The following is a 16,433-nucleotide window of genomic DNA, read 5'->3' as shown; positions in this document are numbered from 1 at the left end:
GCTCATCAGCGCACCAGCATTCCGGCGTTCGCGAGCTCGCGCTTCACGTCGCCTATCGTGAGTTCACCGCTGTGGAACACGGATGCCGCGAGCACGGCGTCTGCGCCGGCGGTGATGGCGGGCGGGAAGTGTTCGAGCCGGCCGGCCCCGCCGGAGGCGATGAGCGGCACCGTGCTCAGCTCACGCATCAGCGTGATCAGTTCCAGGTCGAAGCCCTGCCGGGTGCCGTCGGCGTCCATCGAGTTCACCAGCAACTCGCCGGCACCCAGGCCGATGGCGGTGCGGGCCCAGGCGAGGGCATCCAGGTCGGTTTCGGTGCGGCCGCCGTGGGTGGTGACGACGAAGCCGGATTCGGTGCGCTCGCTCCGTTTCACGTCCAGCGAAAGCACGAGCACCTGGGAACCGAACCGGTCGGCGATCTCGGCGATCAGCGCCGGACGGGCGATCGCGGCGCTGTTGATCCCGACCTTGTCGGCCCCGTTCGCCTGCAAACGGGACACGTCCTCGACGCTGCGTATGCCGCCCCCGACAGTCAGCGGGATGAACACCTGCTCCGCCGTGGCGCGCACGACGTCGTAGGTGGTCGAGCGGTTGTCCACGGTCGCGGTCACGTCGAGGAAGGTGAGCTCGTCGGCGCCCTGCTCGTAGTACCGGCGGGCAAGCTCGACCGGGTCACCGGCATCCCGGAGGTTCTGGAAGTTGACGCCCTTGACGACGCGTCCGTTGGCCACGTCGAGGCACGGGATCACACGCACCGACAGGGTCATGTTTTGCGCTCCACAGTCATATTCTCCACCGGAACCCGCGTTACAGGCGTGCGTTGTGGATCGTGCTGACGAGGATGGCCCGGGCGCCGAGCTCGTACAGCGCGTCCATCACGTGGTTGGTGTCGACCCGCGGGATCATCACGCGCACAGCGACCCAGTCCGGGTCGCGCAGCGACGAGACCGTGGGCGACTCGATGCCGCTGGCCAGCCGGCAGGCCGCATCCAGCTTGTCGAGGGGAACGTCATAGTCCACGAGCACATACTGGCGGGCAACGAGCACGCCCTGCAGCCGGCGGAGCAGGGTCGCGACGCCCGGATTCTCGTTCTCTGAGCTGATCAGCACGGCGGTGGACTCGAGGATGACCGGGCCGAAGATTTCCAGGCCGGCCTTGCGCAGGGTCGAGCCGGTGGAGACGACGTCGGCGACGGCATCCGCGACACCGAGCTGCACGGCGGATTCGACGGCGCCGTCGAGGGTGACCAGGTCGACGCTGACGCCGTGGCCGGCCAGGAACTTCTCGACCAGGCCGGGGTAGCTCGTGGCGACGCGGAGCCCGGCCATGTCGGAGAGCGTGGTGAACCGGCCGGCGGGTCCGGCGAAGCGGAAGGTGGAGTCGCCGAAGTCGAGGCTGGCGATCTCCCGCGCCGGGGAGTGCGAGTCGAGCAGGAGGTCGCGGCCGGTGATTCCGACGTCCAGGGCACCGGAGCCGACATAGGTGGCGATGTCGCGCGGGCGGAGGTAGAAGAACTCGACCCCGTTGCGCGGGTCGGCGACCACGAGGTCGCGGGGGTCCCGGCGGCCGGTGTAGCCGGCCTCGAGGAGCATCTGGGCGGCGGTTTCGGACAACGAACCCTTGTTGGGCACGGCAATTCTCAGCATGTCAGTACTCTCTGTGCGCGCTTCCGCGCCGCGGCCTTCTGCGGCGGGGGTGGTGGTCGACGACGTCATCGTGGGTGGCGGGATCCGGTCACAGGTGTCGGTGTCACAGGTGTCGGTGTCACAGGTGTCGGTGTCACTGGTGTCCGTGTCACTGGTGTCCGTGTCACAGATGTCGGTAGACGTCGGCCGGGGACAGACCCTTGGCCAGCATGAGAACCTGCAGGTGGTACAGAAGCTGCGAAATTTCTTCCGCGGTTTCATCATCGCTCTGGTATTCGGCCGCCATCCAGACTTCGGCGGCTTCCTCGACGATCTTCTTGCCAATGGCGTGGACGCCGGCATCCAGCTCGCGCACCGTCCCGGAGCCCTCGGGCCTGGTCAGTGCCTTGTCGCTGAGCTCAGCGAAGAGGTCGTCGAAAGTCTTCACCCTTACAGGGTACTAGTGCGCGTGGGTGTGTTCGTCCGCCGCGGCGCGCAAGCGGGCGATCTGCTCGGCCGGATCCGCGGCGTTGAAGACGCTGGAGCCGGCCACGAACGTGTTGGCGCCGGCCTCGGCTGCGATCACGATGGTCTCCTCTGTGATGCCGCCGTCGACCTGCAGCCAGACGTCCAGGCCGCTGGAGCGCACGGCATCCGCGAGCCGGCTAAGCTTGGGCATCGTCGACGCCATGAACCTCTGGCCGCCGAAGCCCGGCTCGACGGTCATCACGAGCACCTGGTCGAATTCGGCCAAAAGCTCGAGATAGGGCTCCACGTCCGTTCCCGGCTTCAGGGCGATCCCGGCGCGCGCGCCGATCGAGCGCAGCCGCCGGGCGAGGGCGACCGGATCGGGGCTCGCTTCGGCGTGGAAGGTCACCGAGAAGGCGCCGGCCTCCGCGTAGCCCGGAGCCCAGCGCTCGGGGTTCTCGATCATCAGGTGCACATCGAAGGGCAGCGGCGACACCTGCAGCAGACGTTCGACCACGGGCGGGCCGAAGGTCAGGTTCGGCACGAAATGGTTGTCCATGATGTCCACGTGCACGAGGTCGGCGGACGCGATGCGCCCGAGCTCCCGCTCGAGGTTGGCGAAGTCGGCGGCGAGGATGCTCGGATTGATCCGTGTCGGCATGCCTCAACCCTATCCACCTATCCACCCGATCCCCCGACCCCCGTCCCCCGCGCTCCCCCTTCGCCGAACTGTGAGTTTGGCACCTTCCCGGACTCCGGGAAGGTGCCAAACTCACAGTTCGGCGGGGGGATGGCGAGTCGGTTCAGGCGGTGCGCTCCAGCAGGGTGATGAACATGGCGTCGGTGCCGTGGCGGTGCGGCCAGAGCTGCACGCTCGTTTCGGGCCCGGCGAGGTCGAGCGGCGAGCGACTCAGGCCCTGCACCACGGCGGCGGTGTCGAGGGCGGTCACCCGGCCGGCCCACTTCTTGAGCGCGGTCGCCACGATCCCCCGGGTCTCGGCGGTGTGCGGGGAGCAGGTGACGTAGGCGAGGATGCCGCCGGGCTTCAGTGCCCCGAGCGCAGCCTCGATCAGGCCCGACTGCAGATCGGAGAGCTCGGCGACATCCCTGGGCTGTTTGCGCCAGCGTGCCTCCGGGCGGCGGCGGAGCGCGCCGAGTCCGGTGCACGGCGCGTCGAGGAGGATGCGGTCGAAGGAATCCGGGTGCGTGTCGGCGAACGCGGTGCCGTCCTGCTCCCACACGGGCACAGCGGCCGGGACGGCCTGCAGCGCCTTCCGCACGAGGGTGGCCCGGGCCGGGACGAGTTCGTTGGCGACGAGCTCGGCGCCGGCGGCGATGGCCTCGGCGGCCAGCAGGGCCGCCTTGCCGCCGGGGCCGGCGCAGAGGTCGAGCCAGCGTTCGCCCGCCTGCACGGGCCGCGCGCGGCTGAGGGCGAGGGCGGCCAGTTGGGAGCCCTCGTCCTGCACCCGGATGCGTCCCTCGTGGTCGTTCATGATGTGCACGGGGTCTCCCCCGGCCAGCACGAATCCGGTGGGCGAGAAGGCGTCCGGAACGCCCAGCCCCGCGGTGTCCTCCGCGGTGGTGAGGCCGGGCAGCGCGACCATGTTCACCCGCGGCGGAGCGTTGTCGGCGGCCAGCAGTTCCTCGAGCTCGCTCTCGCGGCCCTCGGCCTTGAGCGATTGCCGGAAGGCACGGACCACCCAGGCCGGGTGGGAGTACTCGGCGGCGAGGCGATCATCCGCGCTCGTCGACTGGGCGAGGATGCGTTCGCGCCATTCCTCGGCGCTGGTGCGCGAGATCGTGCGCAGCACGCCGTTGCAGAAGCCGGTCGCGGCGCGGGACCCCACCTGGCGGGCCTGCTCGACGGACTCGTTGACGGCAGCGTGGGTGGCGACTCGGGTGGCGAGGAGCTGGTGGGCGCCGAGGCGGAGCACGTCCAGGATGGCGGGGTCGATGGCGCTGACCGGCCGGCCGGCGGCCTCGGCGATCACCCGGTCGTAGAACCCCTGCATGCGCAGGGTGCCGTAGGTGAGCTCGGTGGCCAGCGCCGCATCCGCCGTGTTCAGCGCGGCCCTTTTGATCCGCGTGGGCAGCAGCAGGTTGGCGTAGGCGTCGGATTCGCGCACGGCGGCGATGACCTCGTAGGCCACGCGCCTGGCCGGCTGAACGAAGCCGGACTGGGCCCGGGGCCGCTCGGGGCGATCTGCGCCGCTCATGAGGCGACCACCTCCGTCGCCGCTACGCCACGCCACCAGTCGATTGCCTTCATTGCCGTCTTTCCCGCCGGTTGCACGGTGACGAGCTCGAGCGGCTCGGTCCCCGTTCCCACCAGCACGTGCTTGTCGATGTCGCGGATCACGCCGGCCGCCTGCGGCTGGGCGCCGTAGCTGGGCGCGACCGCGAGGAGTTTCAGCCGGGCGCCGTTCACGATCGTGAACGCGCCGGGTTCCGGCGTCACCCCGCGCACGCGGTTGTACACCGAGGCGGCGGGAGCCGACCAGTCGATCTGCGCGTCCTCGAGGGTCAGTTTGGGGGCGAGGGTGACCTCGCCGTGCTGCTCGGCCGCCCGCGCCGTGCCGGCGGCGAGCTCGTTCACGACCGTGCGCAGGAGCCGGGCCCCGCTGAAGCTCAGGGACTCGAGCAGGCCCCCGGCGGTCGTGTGCCGGCCGATGGGCTCGGCGAGCGTGCGGAAGACGGGTCCGGCGTCGAGTTCGCGGACGAGCTGGAAAACGGCGGCGCCGGTCTCGTCGTCGCCGGCCATCACGGCGCGTTGCACGGGGGCGGCTCCGCGCCAGCGCGGCAGCAGGGAGAAGTGCAGGTTGATCCAGCCGAGACGGGGCACGGAGAGCAGCGGCTCCCGCACCAGGCCGCCGTAGGCCACGATCACGCCGAGGTCGGGCCGCAGGGCTGCGATCTCGGTCGTGGCCGCGTCGCCCAGCCGGTTGGCCTTGATCAGCGGGATGCCGAGCGCGGCAGCGGCGGCGGCCGTCGGCGAGGGGGTGAGCACGCGCTTCCGCCCGAGCGGGGCATCCTCCCGGGTGATCACCGCGGCGATCTCGTGCCCGGAGTCGGCCAGGGCGGTCAGGCTGGGGACGGCGACCTGCGGGGTGCCCGCGAAGACGAGTTTCATTTAGAGCAGCTCCGGGTCGTCGAATCGTACTTTGAGTGTAGGCGCCGCGCGGAAGGCGGCGCCTTTCGGACGGCGGCGCCTGGCGGCGTTGCGCACCACCTGGGCCTTGAGCGCACCGGCCACGTCGTCACCGCTGGAGTAGGCGAAGCGCACGATCGCGCGCACCAGGGGCGGCTCCGTGCCGACCGGTCCGAGCACGTCAACGCCCGGGATCTCGGCCAGTTCGGCCAGCGCCGCGTCCACATCGGCGGCGGCGCCGGTGACGGATGCCGCGCGCACCGCCGGCGGGAACCTCAGCTGCCGCCGGTCGGCCAGCTCGGAGGCCGCGAAGCCCTCCGGCTGCCAGGTGCTCATCGCCCGGGCGAGCGCCCCGCCCACCTCGGCGAGCATCACGGCGGCGCCGGGCGCGGCGAGGGCCGCGGCGTTGGACCACCAGCGCAGAGCGTCTTCACCCACCCGCAGGGACTCCCGGGCCAGCATCCGTTGCCCGTCGAGGAGCAGCACGGCCCGGTAGCCGCCTGCGGGGATCGGTTCGGCGCCCCTGGTCGCGATCACCAGGGCTGGTTCGGCGCCGAGGTGCTGGATGGGGTGGTCGCCGTCGGCGATGATGATGCGCACGCCGGGGAAGGCCCGGCCGAGCTCCTCCGCGGTCCTCCCCGCGCCGATCGTGGCGATGCGGAAGGTGCGGCCCGCGCAGTGCACGCAGGTCCAGTCGGCGGCGAGTGCGCCGCACAGGCGGCAGGACGGGGTCGCGCCCGCCGAGGCCAGGCCGAGCGGGCCCTGGCACCGGGTGCACCGGGCCGCTTTCTGGCAGCCCTGGCAGGCGAGCATGGGCGCGTAGCCGGGGCTGGCCACCTGCACGAGCACGGGGCCCTGCTTGAGCGCCTGACGGGCCGTGTGCCAGGCGGCGGACGGGATGCGGGCGGCCCGGGCGTACTGGTCGTCGGCGGCCTGGAATTCGGTCGGGATGACGTGGGGGTGCCGGCCCTTCGCCGGATGGACCTCGGCCAGCCAGCCCAGCTCGACGAGGCGCTGGGCCTCGACGCTGCGCGAGTGGCCGAGCAGCACGAGGGCGCAGCCGGACTGCTCCTGGCGCACGAGGGCCGCGTCGCGGGAGTGCGCGTACGGGCTGAGCGGCTCGGAGTGCAGCGGGTCGCCGTCGTCCCAGAGCGCGATCAGCCCCAGGTCGGCGGCGGGCGCGTAGACGGCGGAGCGGTTGCCGAGGATGATCCGCGGCGCGGCGCCGAGGCAGGCCAGGAAGGCGCGGTACCGGTCGGGATTCGGCTGGCGGGCATCCACCCGGCTGACCGAGCCGGCCGGGGCGAGCAGGTCGAGCGCCGCCTGCACCTGGTCCTGGTCGCGGTAGTCCGGCAGGACCAGGATGGCGGTTCGGCCGGTCTCGAGGGTGGCGACGGCCAGTTCCGCCAGGGTCTGCGCCCAGTGCCCGATCGACGGGCCCGCCGGCAGGGCGACCAGACTCGGCACCGCGGCGACAGCGAGGCGGCGGCTCTCTGCGATGGCCTCCTCCAGCACGCCGGCCCCGTACTCGGAGAAGCGCGCGTCGGCCGGGCGCGACGGGACGTCCGACGGCCCGGCCGGCTCGGGGTTCGCCGGCCCGGGGTTCGCCTCGGCGGCCGGCGCCTGCGCGGCCAGCCACGCCTTCTCCACCCGCACCTGCCGGGGCGGGCAGGCCAGTCGGATGACGTCGCTCGCGTTCCCGGCGGAGCGGTCGGCGATCCGCCGGGCGAGCTTCCAGACCTCGGGCGTGAGCACCGGCACCGACGAGACGACGGCCTCGATGGGGCTGAGCTTGCCGTGGAAGTCCGCGTCGGAGCCGCCCGTGTCGGGCGCCGCCGCGTCGATGACCTCGATCAGGTACCCGTCGGCCACCCGGCCGGATGAGCGAAACGGCACCTTGACCCGCACGCCGGCCACCGCATCCGCGGCGAGCTCGGCCGGGATGCTGTAGTCGAAGAGGTGGTCGAGTTGCGGGAGTGGAGAGTCGATCAGCACCCGCGCCACGAGGCCGGTGCGTGTCACCGAATGCCCTGCGCTGCCCTGTCCGCCCTGCCCCTGACCAGTCAGAGCCGCGCTGCGCTTCTCAGGTCGTCGACGCGGTCGAGCCGCTCCCAGGTGAAGTCGGGCAGCTCCCGGCCGAAGTGGCCGTAGGTCGCCGTCTGGGCGTAGATCGGCCGGAGCAGGTCGAGCGAGGCGATGATGGCACCGGGGCGCAGGTCGAAAACCTCACGGATGGCGGCGGTGATGTCTTTGTCGGGCAAGGCGCCGGTACCGAACGTTTCCACGTACAGCCCCACGGGCGAGGCCTTGCCGATCGCGTAGGCGACCTGGATTTCCAGGCGCTCGGCCAGGCCGGCCGCGACGGCGTTCTTCGCTACCCAGCGCATGGCGTAGGCCGCCGAACGATCCACCTTGGACGGGTCCTTGCCGCTGAAGGCTCCCCCGCCGTGCCGGCTCGAGCCACCGTAGGTGTCGATGATGATCTTGCGCCCGGTCAGCCCGGCGTCGCCCTGGGGGCCGCCGATTTCGAACCGTCCGGTCGGGTTGATCAGGGTGGTGAGATCGGAGGAGTCGAGCTCGACGCGGGCCAGCACGGGCCGGATGACGAGTTCCTCGACCTCGGCGCGGAGCACCTCCGTCGACACGGACGGGGAGTGCTGGGTGGACAGCACCACGGTCTCCACCGTGCGCGGGATGATGCCGTCGTAGCCGATGGTGACCTGGGTCTTGCCGTCGGGACGCAGGTATTCGAGCTCACCGGACTTGCGCACGGCCGCCAGCTGCTCGGCGAGGCGGTGGGCGATCCAGATCGGGATGGGCATCAGCTCGGGGGTTTCCCGGGTGGCATAGCCGAACATGATGCCCTGGTCACCGGCGCCCTGGCGGTCGTAGTCGTCGAGGCTGGACTGCTCACGGCGCTCGAAGGCCTCGTCGACGCCCTGGGCGATGTCCGGGGACTGTCCGCCGATGGAAATCTCCACACCGCAGGATCGACCGTCGAACCAGACGTCCGACGAGTCGTAGCCGATATCGGTGATGCATTTGCGCACAATCGACGGGATCTCGACGTAGGCCTCGGTCGTCACCTCGCCGGCAACGTGCACGAGTCCCGTCGTGACCAGGGTTTCGACGGCGACGCGGCTGTGCGGGTCTTCGGTCAGGAGCGCATCGAGGATGCTGTCGGAGATCTGGTCGCAGATCTTGTCCGGGTGGCCCTCGGTGACCGACTCGGAGGTGAAGAGGCGAAGATCGCTCATCGGGCCCGTCTCTGTTTCAGGAGAGCCGTGCTCTCGTCAATCGGAAGAATGGTGATCCGGCGTGCCTGCCCGGACGATCACGTCAAGAATGGAATTGGCCACCGACAATTTCGTGCCGGAAGCCTCATTCACTATATCTCCGCGCCGATCGAGCACGACGATGTCGTTACTCTCCGTGGCGATCCCCTGCGACCAGCCGACCCTGTTGAGGACAAGGTAGTCGCAGCCCTTCCGGGCGATCTTCTGCCGTCCCAGCGCGAGCAGCGCTGCCGGGTCGGCCTCGGTTTCGGCGGCGAATCCGACGATGACGGCCGGCCTGGGCGTTGCCGCGGAGAGGCCGGCGAGGATGTCGGGGTTCTTGACCAGGTCGAGCCGCAGCGTGTCGCCGGTCTCGTCCTTCTTGATCTTGTCGGTTCGGCGGGAGGCCGGCCGGTAATCGGCGACGGCGGCCGCCATGATCACGACGTCGGCCGTCCGTGCGGCGTCCTGAACTGCAGCCTGGAGCTCGAGCGCAGTGCTGACCGAGCGCAGGTCGACACCGGCGGGCGGCGGAACCTCGAGGTGGGCCGCGACGAGAGTCACGGATGCCCCGCGGGCCCAGGCCGCCTCAGCGAGGGCGACGCCCTGGCGGCCGCTGGATCGGTTGCCGAGGAAACGCACCGGGTCGAGGGGTTCCCGGGTGCCGCCGGCGCTGATCACGATGCGTCGGCCGGCGAGGTCCCGGGGGCCGAGCAGGGCCAGGCCCGCCCGCACGATGGCGTCCGGCTCGTCCATCCGCCCGGCACCGGTATCGGTGCCGGTGAGCCGGCCCACGCCGGGCCCGACGATCACGACACCGCGCTCGCGCAGGGTCTTCACATTGGCGACCGTGGCGGGGTTGTTCCACATCTCGGTGTGCATGGCCGGCGCGATCACGAGCGGCGCCGTGCTGGCCAGGATGGTGTTGCCCAGGAGGTCGTCGGCCAGGCCGGCGGCGAGCTTCGCGATGGTGTTCGCGGTGGCCGGCGCGACGACGATGAGGTCTGCCGACTGACCGATGGCAACGTGCCGCACCTCGGCGACGCCCTCGTAGAGGTCGGTGTGCACGGGGTTGCGGGAGATGGCCTCGAGCGTCGGTTTCCCGACGAATCGGAGGGCGGCCTCGGTCGCGACCACGTGCACGGAGTGCCCGGCCAACACGAAAGCGCGCACGACGTTGACGGCTTTATACGCAGCGATGCCGCCGGTTATACCGACGACGATCGTGCGAGCTGACGACATCCTGCGCGCTCGAGCGTGGCGGAGCGGTTATTCGACGATCGGACGGGAGGTGAGCTTGTCCTCGTTGATTTCGCGCAGGGCGACGGAGAGCGGCTTGTCGTCGACGGTCGAGTCGACGAGCGGTCCGACGTTGTCGAACAGGCTGCCTTCGTGCAGGTCCGCGTAGTAGTCGTTGATCTGGCGGGCACGCTTGGACGCGAAGATCACGAGGGCGTACTTGGAGTCGACCTTGGTGAGGAGGTCGTCGATGGGCGGGTCAATGATGCCTGTTAGCTTGGTGGCCATTGGGTCACACTCCTTTAGAGCTTTTCGTGCAGCGAAATGACTGCGTGCGCATCAGTTCTGACGCGAGGAAACGACGTGAGACGGGCGCTAAGAAACCGACTGCGCCCTGCGAGTCTGCATCAAGTCTACGACCTCGCGGGCCGCTTCGGCCACGTCGGTGTTCACAACGCTGTAATCGAACTCCCCCTGGGCGGCCAGTTCGAGCTTCGCGGTCTCCAGCCTGCGGGCCTGTTCGGCGGAATCCTCGGTGTCGCGCCCGATCAGCCGACGCACCAGTTCCTCCCAGGTTGGCGGGAGCAGGAAGACCAGGCGGGCCTCCGGCATGGCGCGGCGCACGGACCGGGCACCCTGGAGGTCGATCTCCAGGAGCACGCTGCGGCCGACCGCGATGGCCTCGTCGACGGGCCCGCGCGGCGTGCCGTACCGGTAAGCGTTGTGCACCTTCGCCCATTCGAGAAGGTCGCCCTCCTCCACCATCCGGTCGAATTCGGCGTCGTCGACGAAGTAGTAGCTGACGCCCTCGACTTCGCCCGGGCGCGGCTTGCGGGTCGTCGCCGAAACGGACAGCAGCACCTCGGGGTAGTGCTCCCGGATGTAACCGGCCACCGTGCCCTTACCGACCGCGGTGGGACCGGCGAGCACGACGAGCCGCGAATCGGCGGCGCCGCGACGTCCGGTCGGTTTCGTGGACAGGAAGTCCCGCAGGCGCTCGCGCTGGTGCGTGCCGAGGCCGCCGAGACGCTTCGACGGCGAAATCTCGAGCCTGTCCATCAGGCGGCGCATCTTGGTGACTCCGATCGACGGGATGCTGACCAGCAGCTCCGTGACGCGCAGTCGGCCTTCGACTCCGGTCGGGTCCTTCACCGCGGCGGCGAGCACCTCGAGGGCGGTGCGTTCACCGGCCGCGACCTGGGACTTGACGGCCGCTCGGGCACGACGGGCCGCGACGGCGGCGCGGGATGCCGCCACTCGGTCGACTTCGGGTGGGATGGGGCGATTCTCAGCCACGGGCCGCTCCTGTTTCAGCTACTCGGCGCACGATCGCCTCGACGAGCCGGTCGGGACCGGCTCCGAGCACGCTGCGCGATTCACTCACGATAACGCCTTGAGCGTACCCGCCATACAGCGCGTTGATATTGGTGACGTCGGCGCCCTGGTGACCGAAGCCCGGGGCGAGCACCGGGGTGAGCGCCACCAGCGGGGCGGCCGCCACGTCGATGCCGAATCCGGCGAGGTCGAGCGTCGCGCCGAGGACGACGCCGATCGAGCCGAGCGGACCCGTCGTGGCGGTGATGTTGCGCTCCGCCACCTCGTCCAGGATCGCCCGGGCGACGCTCCGGCCTGCCCGCGGCCCGTCGGCGACGATGGCACGCTGAATCAGCGCGGCCTCGGGATTTGACGTGGCCGAGAGCACGAACATGCCCTTGCCGCCCTCGGCCGCGACGTCGATGGCTGCGTCCAGGGAGCCGACGCCCATGTAGGCGCTGACCGTGATGGCGTCGACTTCGAGTGGGGACCCGACGGCCAGCCAGGCCTGGGCGTACGCTTCGACGCTGGTGCCGAGGTCCCCCCGCTTGACGTCTGCGATGACGAGCAGGCCGGCCGCACGGGCATCCGCGAGGATGCGCTCGAGTGCCGCGAACCCCGCGGAACCGAAGCGCTCGAAGAACGCGACCTGCGGTTTGATGATCCCGACGCGGCCGGCGGCGGCTTCGACCACCGTGCGACCGAACGCCTCCACCCCGGCGGCGGAATCGGGCAGGTCCCAGTCGGAGAGCAGCCAGGAGTGCGGGTCGATGCCCACGCAGAGCTGCCCGTGCGCGTCGAAGGCACGCTGGAGACGGTCACCGAACGGGACCACCGCGTCGGTCACCGGCGTCGGGCTCGGCGGGGCTGGGATCACAGCGCCGCCGCCTGCAGTGCCGCCGCGCGGGTGCCGGCGTAGTCCTGCAGCGAGGTCACCTCGAAGCCGTCCCGGATCGCGTCGATCGAGCCGACCGCCGCGCTGAGTTCGGCGATCGTGGTGAACAGGGGCAGGTCGCCGGCCACGGCGGCCGCGCGGATCTCGTAGCCGTCGGCGCGGGCGGAGCGTCCGCTCGGCGTGTTGATGACGATGTCCACCTCTTCGCGCTGGATCAGCTCCACGATCGAGACGTCGTCTTCGCCCTTCTCGCTGACCTTCGACACGACGCGGGCCCGGATGCCGTTGCGCTGGAGCACCTCGGCGGTTCCCTCGGTAGCCATGATCTCGAAGCCGAGCTGCTGGAACCGCAGCATGGGCAGGATGATGGCGCGCTTGTCGCGGTCGGAGACCGACACGAACACGGTCCCGCTGAGCGGGATCCCGCCGTACGCCGCCAGCTGGCTCTTGGCGAAGGCGCGGGGGAAGTCGCGGTCGATGCCCATGACCTCGCCGGTCGAGCGCATCTCCGGGCCGAGCACGGAGTCGACGACGGTCCCGTCGTGGGTGCGGAACCGGTTGAACGGCAGCACGGCTTCCTTCACCGCGACCGGTGAGTCCATCGGCACCCGGGAACCATCGATCAGCGGCAGCTTGCCCTCGGCCTTGAGCTCGGCAATGGTCCTGCCGACCATGATCAGGGCGGCGGCCTTGGCCAGGGTGATGCCGAGCGCCTTGGCCACGAACGGCACGGTGCGGGAGGCGCGGGGGTTCGCCTCGAGCACGTAGAGCACGCCGGCTCCGATCGCGAACTGCACGTTGAGCAGGCCGCGAACGCCGATGCCCTCGGCGATGGCGAGGGTGGCCACGCGCACGCGGTCGATTTCGGCCCGGCCGAGCGTCACCGGCGGAAGGGTGCAGCTCGAGTCGCCGGAGTGGATCCCGGCCTCCTCGATGTGCTCCATCACGCCGCCGATGTACAGCTCGTGGCCGTCGTAGATGGCGTCGACGTCGATTTCGATCGCGTCGTCGAGGAACCGGTCGACGAGCAGCGGATGCGACGGGCCGATGATGCCCTGCCCCTCCATCCGGGTGAAGTAGTCGGCCAGCGAGAGGCTGTCGTAGACGATCTCCATGCCGCGTCCGCCGAGCACGTAACTCGGGCGCACGAGCACCGGGTAACCGATCTCCTCGGCGACCACGACGGCCCCGGCGTAGTCGATCGCCGTCCCGTTGCGGGGGGCGAGCAGGTTCGCGGCGGCGAGGATCCCGGAGAACAGGCCCCGCTCTTCCGCGAGGTCGATGGCATCCGGAGTGGTGCCGAGGATCGGGATGCCCTCCGCCTGGAGGCCCTTGGCCAGGCCCAGCGCGGTCTGGCCGCCGAGCTGTACGACGACCCCGACCAGTTCGCCGCTCTGGCTTTCGGCGTGGATGATCTCGAGCACGTCTTCGAGCGTCAGCGGCTCGAAGTACAGGCGGTCGGAGGTGTCGTAGTCGGTGGACACGGTCTCCGGGTTGCAGTTGATCATGATGGTCTCGTAGCCGGCCTCGGACAGCGCGAAGGAGGCGTGCACGCAGGAGTAGTCGAACTCGACTCCCTGGCCGATCCGGTTCGGCCCGGAGCCGAGGATGACGACCTTCCTGCGGTCGCTGGGCACGACCTCGGTCTCCTGGTCGTAGCTGGAGTAGTGGTACGGGGTGAGCGCGGGGAACTCGCCGGCGCAGGTGTCGACGGTCTTGAACACCGGGCGCACCCCGAGGATGTGACGCACCTTGCGCACGTCGGCCTCGCCGAAGCCGCGGAGTTCGCCGATCTGGGCGTCGGAGAAGCCGTGGTCCTTGGCGGTGCGCAGGATGTCCGTGTCGAGCCGGTCTGCGGCGGCGACCTCGTCGGCGACCTCGTTGATCAGCACGATCTGGTCGATGAACCAGGGGTCGATCTTGGTGGCCTCGAAGACCTGCTCCATGCTGGCGCCCTTGCGGAGCGCCTGCTGCACCGTGACGATGCGCCCGTCGGTGGGGATCTCCGCGGCGACGAGCAGGTCCTCGAGCGTGCGGGGCTCGGGGCCCCAGTGGAACGAGGAGCCGCGCTTCTCCAGCGAGCGGAGCGCCTTCTGCAGGGCGCTGGCGTAGTTGCGGCCTATGGCCATGGCCTCGCCGACCGATTTCATGGTGGTGGTCAGGCGCTGGTCGGCGGCGGGGAACTTCTCGAACGCGAAGCGCGGAACCTTGACCACGACGTAGTCGAGCGTCGGTTCGAAACTGGCCGGGGTGACCTTCGTGATGTCGTTCGGAATCTCGTCGAGACGGTAGCCGAGGGCGAGCTTGGCCGCGATCTTCGCGATCGGGAAACCGGTCGCCTTGCTGGCCAGGGCCGAGGACCGTGACACCCGCGGGTTCATCTCGATCACGATCACGCGGCCGGTGGCCGGGTCGACCGCGAACTGGATGTTGCAGCCGCCGGTGTCGACGCCGACGGCGCGGATGATGTCGATGCTGATGTCGCGCAGGTGCTGGTACTCGCGGTCGGTCAGGGTGAGCGCCGGCGCGACGGTGATCGAGTCGCCGGTGTGCACTCCGACCGGGTCGACGTTCTCGATCGAGCAGACGACGACGGTGTTGTCGGCCGTGTCGCGCATCATTTCGAGTTCGTATTCCTTCCAGCCGAGGATGGACTCCTCCAGGAGCACCTCGCTGGTGGGGCTGTGGTGCAGGCCGTCGCCGACGTACCGGCGCAGTTCCACCTCGTCGTAGGCGAAGCCGGAGCCGAGGCCGCCCATGGTGAACGAGGGGCGAACGACGAGCGGGTAACCGAGGTCGGCGGCGAAGCCGACGGCCTCCTCGATCGTGTGGGCGATGTGTGAGCGGGCGACGTCCGCGCCGGCGTCGAGCACGAGCTGCTTGAAGACCTGGCGGTCTTCGCCCTTCTGGATCGCCTCGAAGCTCGCGCCGATCAGTTCGACGTTGTACTTCTCCAGGATGCCGCGTTCGTGCAGCTGGATGGCGGCGTTGAGGGCCGTTTGCCCGCCGAGGGTCGGGAGGATGGCATCCGGACGCTCCTTGGCGATGATCGTCTCGAGGATCTCCGGGGTGATCGGCTCGATGTAGGTGGCGTCGGCGAAGTCGGGGTCGGTCATGATTGTGGCCGGGTTGGAGTTGACCAGGATCACCCGCACGCCCTCCTCGCGGAGCACGCGGCAGGCCTGGGTGCCGGAGTAGTCGAACTCGCAGGCCTGGCCGATCACGATCGGGCCGGAGCCGATGACAAGGACGCTGTTGATGTCGTCGCGCTTGGGCATTATTTGGTTTCTCCTGCTCCGGCGGCCTTGTGGTGGGCAAGCACCACATCCCTGAACCGATCGAAAAGGTAGTTGGCATCGTGCGGGCCGGAGGCGGCCTCCGGGTGGTACTGCACCGAGAACGCGGGGATGTCCAGGCAACGGATGCCTTCGACCACGTTGTCGTTGAGGCTGTAGTGGCTCACTTCCACCCGGCCGAAGCCGGTGCGGGACTCGTGCACACCCTCGGTGGGCATGTCGACGGCGAAGCCGTGGTTCTGCGAGGTGATCTCGACCCGCCGGGTGGTTTTGTCGAGCACGGGCTGGTTGATCCCGCGGTGGCCGAAGGGCAGCTTGTAGGTTCCGAAGCCGAGGGCGCGGCCGAGCAGCTGGTTGCCGAAGCAGATACCGAAGTACGGGACGCCGGCCCGGAGCACCTCCTGCAGCAGCCGCACGTGCGCGTCCGAGGCGGCGGGGTCGCCGGGTCCGTTCGAGAAGAACAGGGCGGAGGGCTTGAGCGAGAGCACGTGCTCCGAGGTGACCGACTGCGGCAGCACGAGCACCTCGAAGCCGCGTTCGGCCAGGAAGGTGAGGGTGGAGGTCTTCACGCCGAGGTCGAGCACCGCGACCGACCCGATCCGCTCCCCCACGGCCGGGATCGAGTAGGGCTCGACCGTGGACACCTCGTCGGAGAGGTTACGGCCGCGCATCGAGGGTGCCTGGCGCACCAGGTCGAGCTGTTCGCCGTCGGAGAGCGAGAAGTCCTCGCCGGAGAAGATGCCTGAGCGCATCGCGCCCTCCGAGCGGATGTGCCGGGTGATCGCACGCGTGTCGATGCCGCTGATGCCGACCACGCCGCCGGACTCGAGATCGTCGTCGAGGCTCCGCTGGGAGCGGAAGTTCGAGCTGACCCGGGAGGGCTCCCGCACGATGAAGCCGGCCACCCAGATCTTCCGGGACTCCATGTCTTCGTCGTTGGCGCCGGTGTTGCCGATGTGCGGCGCCGTCATCAATACGATCTGGCCGGCGTAGGACGGGTCGGTCAGGGTCTCCTGGTACCCCGTCATCCCGGTGGCGAACACGACCTCACCGAGGGTCCGGCCCCGGCTGCCGTAGGCGCGGCCGACGTAGCGCCGGCCGTCTTCGAGCACGAGCACTGCGGGCGCCTTCGCGGCGCGCGCCCGGTCGGCTGTTTCTGCTGGGTTGGCCAC

The 16,433-nt window shown here is 70.0% G+C and carries 14 protein-coding genes; all 14 read right to left on the bottom strand.

What is annotated here, in order from left to right; all coding sequences use genetic code 11:
* Window positions 1–5 precede the first annotated feature (5 nt).
* The 14 genes from hisF to carA all read right to left on the bottom strand — a co-directional run bounded on the left by hisF (window position 6) and on the right by carA (window position 16,433).
* Window positions 6–767: an imidazole glycerol phosphate synthase subunit HisF gene (gene hisF, locus E3T33_RS02845; protein WP_092322024.1), complete on the bottom strand. Its 762-nt coding sequence runs from the start codon at window positions 765–767 to the stop codon at window positions 6–8.
* Between the two features lie 40 nt (window positions 768–807).
* Window positions 808–1,647, bottom strand: a complete 840-nt coding sequence (gene hisG, locus E3T33_RS02840) for an ATP phosphoribosyltransferase (protein WP_092322025.1) — start codon at window positions 1,645–1,647, stop codon at window positions 808–810.
* A gap of 163 nt (window positions 1,648–1,810) precedes the next feature.
* Window positions 1,811–2,074 (bottom strand): phosphoribosyl-ATP diphosphatase, encoded by a 264-nt coding sequence (locus E3T33_RS02835; RefSeq protein ID WP_092322027.1) that lies wholly within the window; start codon window positions 2,072–2,074, stop codon window positions 1,811–1,813.
* A gap of 12 nt (window positions 2,075–2,086) precedes the next feature.
* Entirely contained in the window at window positions 2,087–2,755 is a 669-nt protein-coding gene (gene rpe, locus E3T33_RS02830; RefSeq protein ID WP_134574697.1) for a ribulose-phosphate 3-epimerase, read from the bottom strand.
* Between the two features lie 142 nt (window positions 2,756–2,897).
* Window positions 2,898–4,310 (bottom strand): transcription antitermination factor NusB, encoded by a 1,413-nt coding sequence (locus tag E3T33_RS02825; RefSeq protein WP_134574696.1) that lies wholly within the window; start codon window positions 4,308–4,310, stop codon window positions 2,898–2,900.
* Window positions 4,307–5,224 carry a methionyl-tRNA formyltransferase gene (gene fmt / locus E3T33_RS02820; RefSeq protein ID WP_092322031.1) on the bottom strand — a complete coding sequence of 306 codons (918 nt, stop codon included), beginning with the start codon at window positions 5,222–5,224 and terminating at the stop codon, window positions 4,307–4,309. Before fmt ends, E3T33_RS02825 begins: the two co-directional genes overlap by 4 nt.
* Window positions 5,225–7,264 (bottom strand): primosomal protein N', encoded by a 2,040-nt coding sequence (locus tag E3T33_RS02815; RefSeq protein ID WP_134574695.1) that lies wholly within the window; start codon window positions 7,262–7,264, stop codon window positions 5,225–5,227. It lies immediately after the preceding gene.
* Window positions 7,265–7,305: 41 nt separating this feature from the next.
* Window positions 7,306–8,499: a methionine adenosyltransferase gene (gene metK / locus E3T33_RS02810; RefSeq protein WP_092322034.1), complete on the bottom strand. Its 1,194-nt coding sequence runs from the start codon at window positions 8,497–8,499 to the stop codon at window positions 7,306–7,308.
* A 36-nt stretch (window positions 8,500–8,535) separates the two neighbouring features.
* Complete coding sequence (gene coaBC, locus E3T33_RS02805; protein ID WP_134574694.1) at window positions 8,536–9,759, bottom strand: bifunctional phosphopantothenoylcysteine decarboxylase/phosphopantothenate--cysteine ligase CoaBC; 1,224 nt, start codon at window positions 9,757–9,759, stop codon at window positions 8,536–8,538.
* Window positions 9,760–9,786: 27 nt separating this feature from the next.
* Window positions 9,787–10,044: a DNA-directed RNA polymerase subunit omega gene (gene rpoZ / locus E3T33_RS02800; RefSeq protein ID WP_092322037.1), complete on the bottom strand. Its 258-nt coding sequence runs from the start codon at window positions 10,042–10,044 to the stop codon at window positions 9,787–9,789.
* A gap of 87 nt (window positions 10,045–10,131) precedes the next feature.
* Complete coding sequence (gene gmk / locus E3T33_RS02795; RefSeq protein WP_092322038.1) at window positions 10,132–11,052, bottom strand: guanylate kinase; 921 nt, start codon at window positions 11,050–11,052, stop codon at window positions 10,132–10,134.
* Window positions 11,045–11,947 (bottom strand): orotidine-5'-phosphate decarboxylase, encoded by a 903-nt coding sequence (pyrF, locus tag E3T33_RS02790; protein WP_241982804.1) that lies wholly within the window; start codon window positions 11,945–11,947, stop codon window positions 11,045–11,047. Before pyrF ends, gmk begins: the two co-directional genes overlap by 8 nt.
* On the bottom strand, window positions 11,944–15,243 hold the full coding sequence (gene carB / locus E3T33_RS02785; protein ID WP_134574693.1) for a carbamoyl-phosphate synthase large subunit: 3,300 nt from the start codon (window positions 15,241–15,243) through the stop codon (window positions 11,944–11,946). Before carB ends, pyrF begins: the two co-directional genes overlap by 4 nt.
* The gene (gene carA, locus E3T33_RS02780) at window positions 15,243–16,433 is read right to left on the bottom strand and encodes a glutamine-hydrolyzing carbamoyl-phosphate synthase small subunit (protein WP_241982803.1); all 1,191 of its coding nucleotides are present in this window, start codon (window positions 16,431–16,433) and stop codon (window positions 15,243–15,245) included. Before carA ends, carB begins: the two co-directional genes overlap by 1 nt.

It is taken from the genome of Cryobacterium sp. TMT1-2-1 (assembly GCF_004403955.1).
In the GTDB taxonomy this organism is placed as follows: Bacteria; Actinomycetota; Actinomycetes; order Actinomycetales; family Microbacteriaceae; genus Cryobacterium; species Cryobacterium psychrotolerans.
This window is presented reverse-complemented; position numbering and strand designations above follow the sequence as displayed.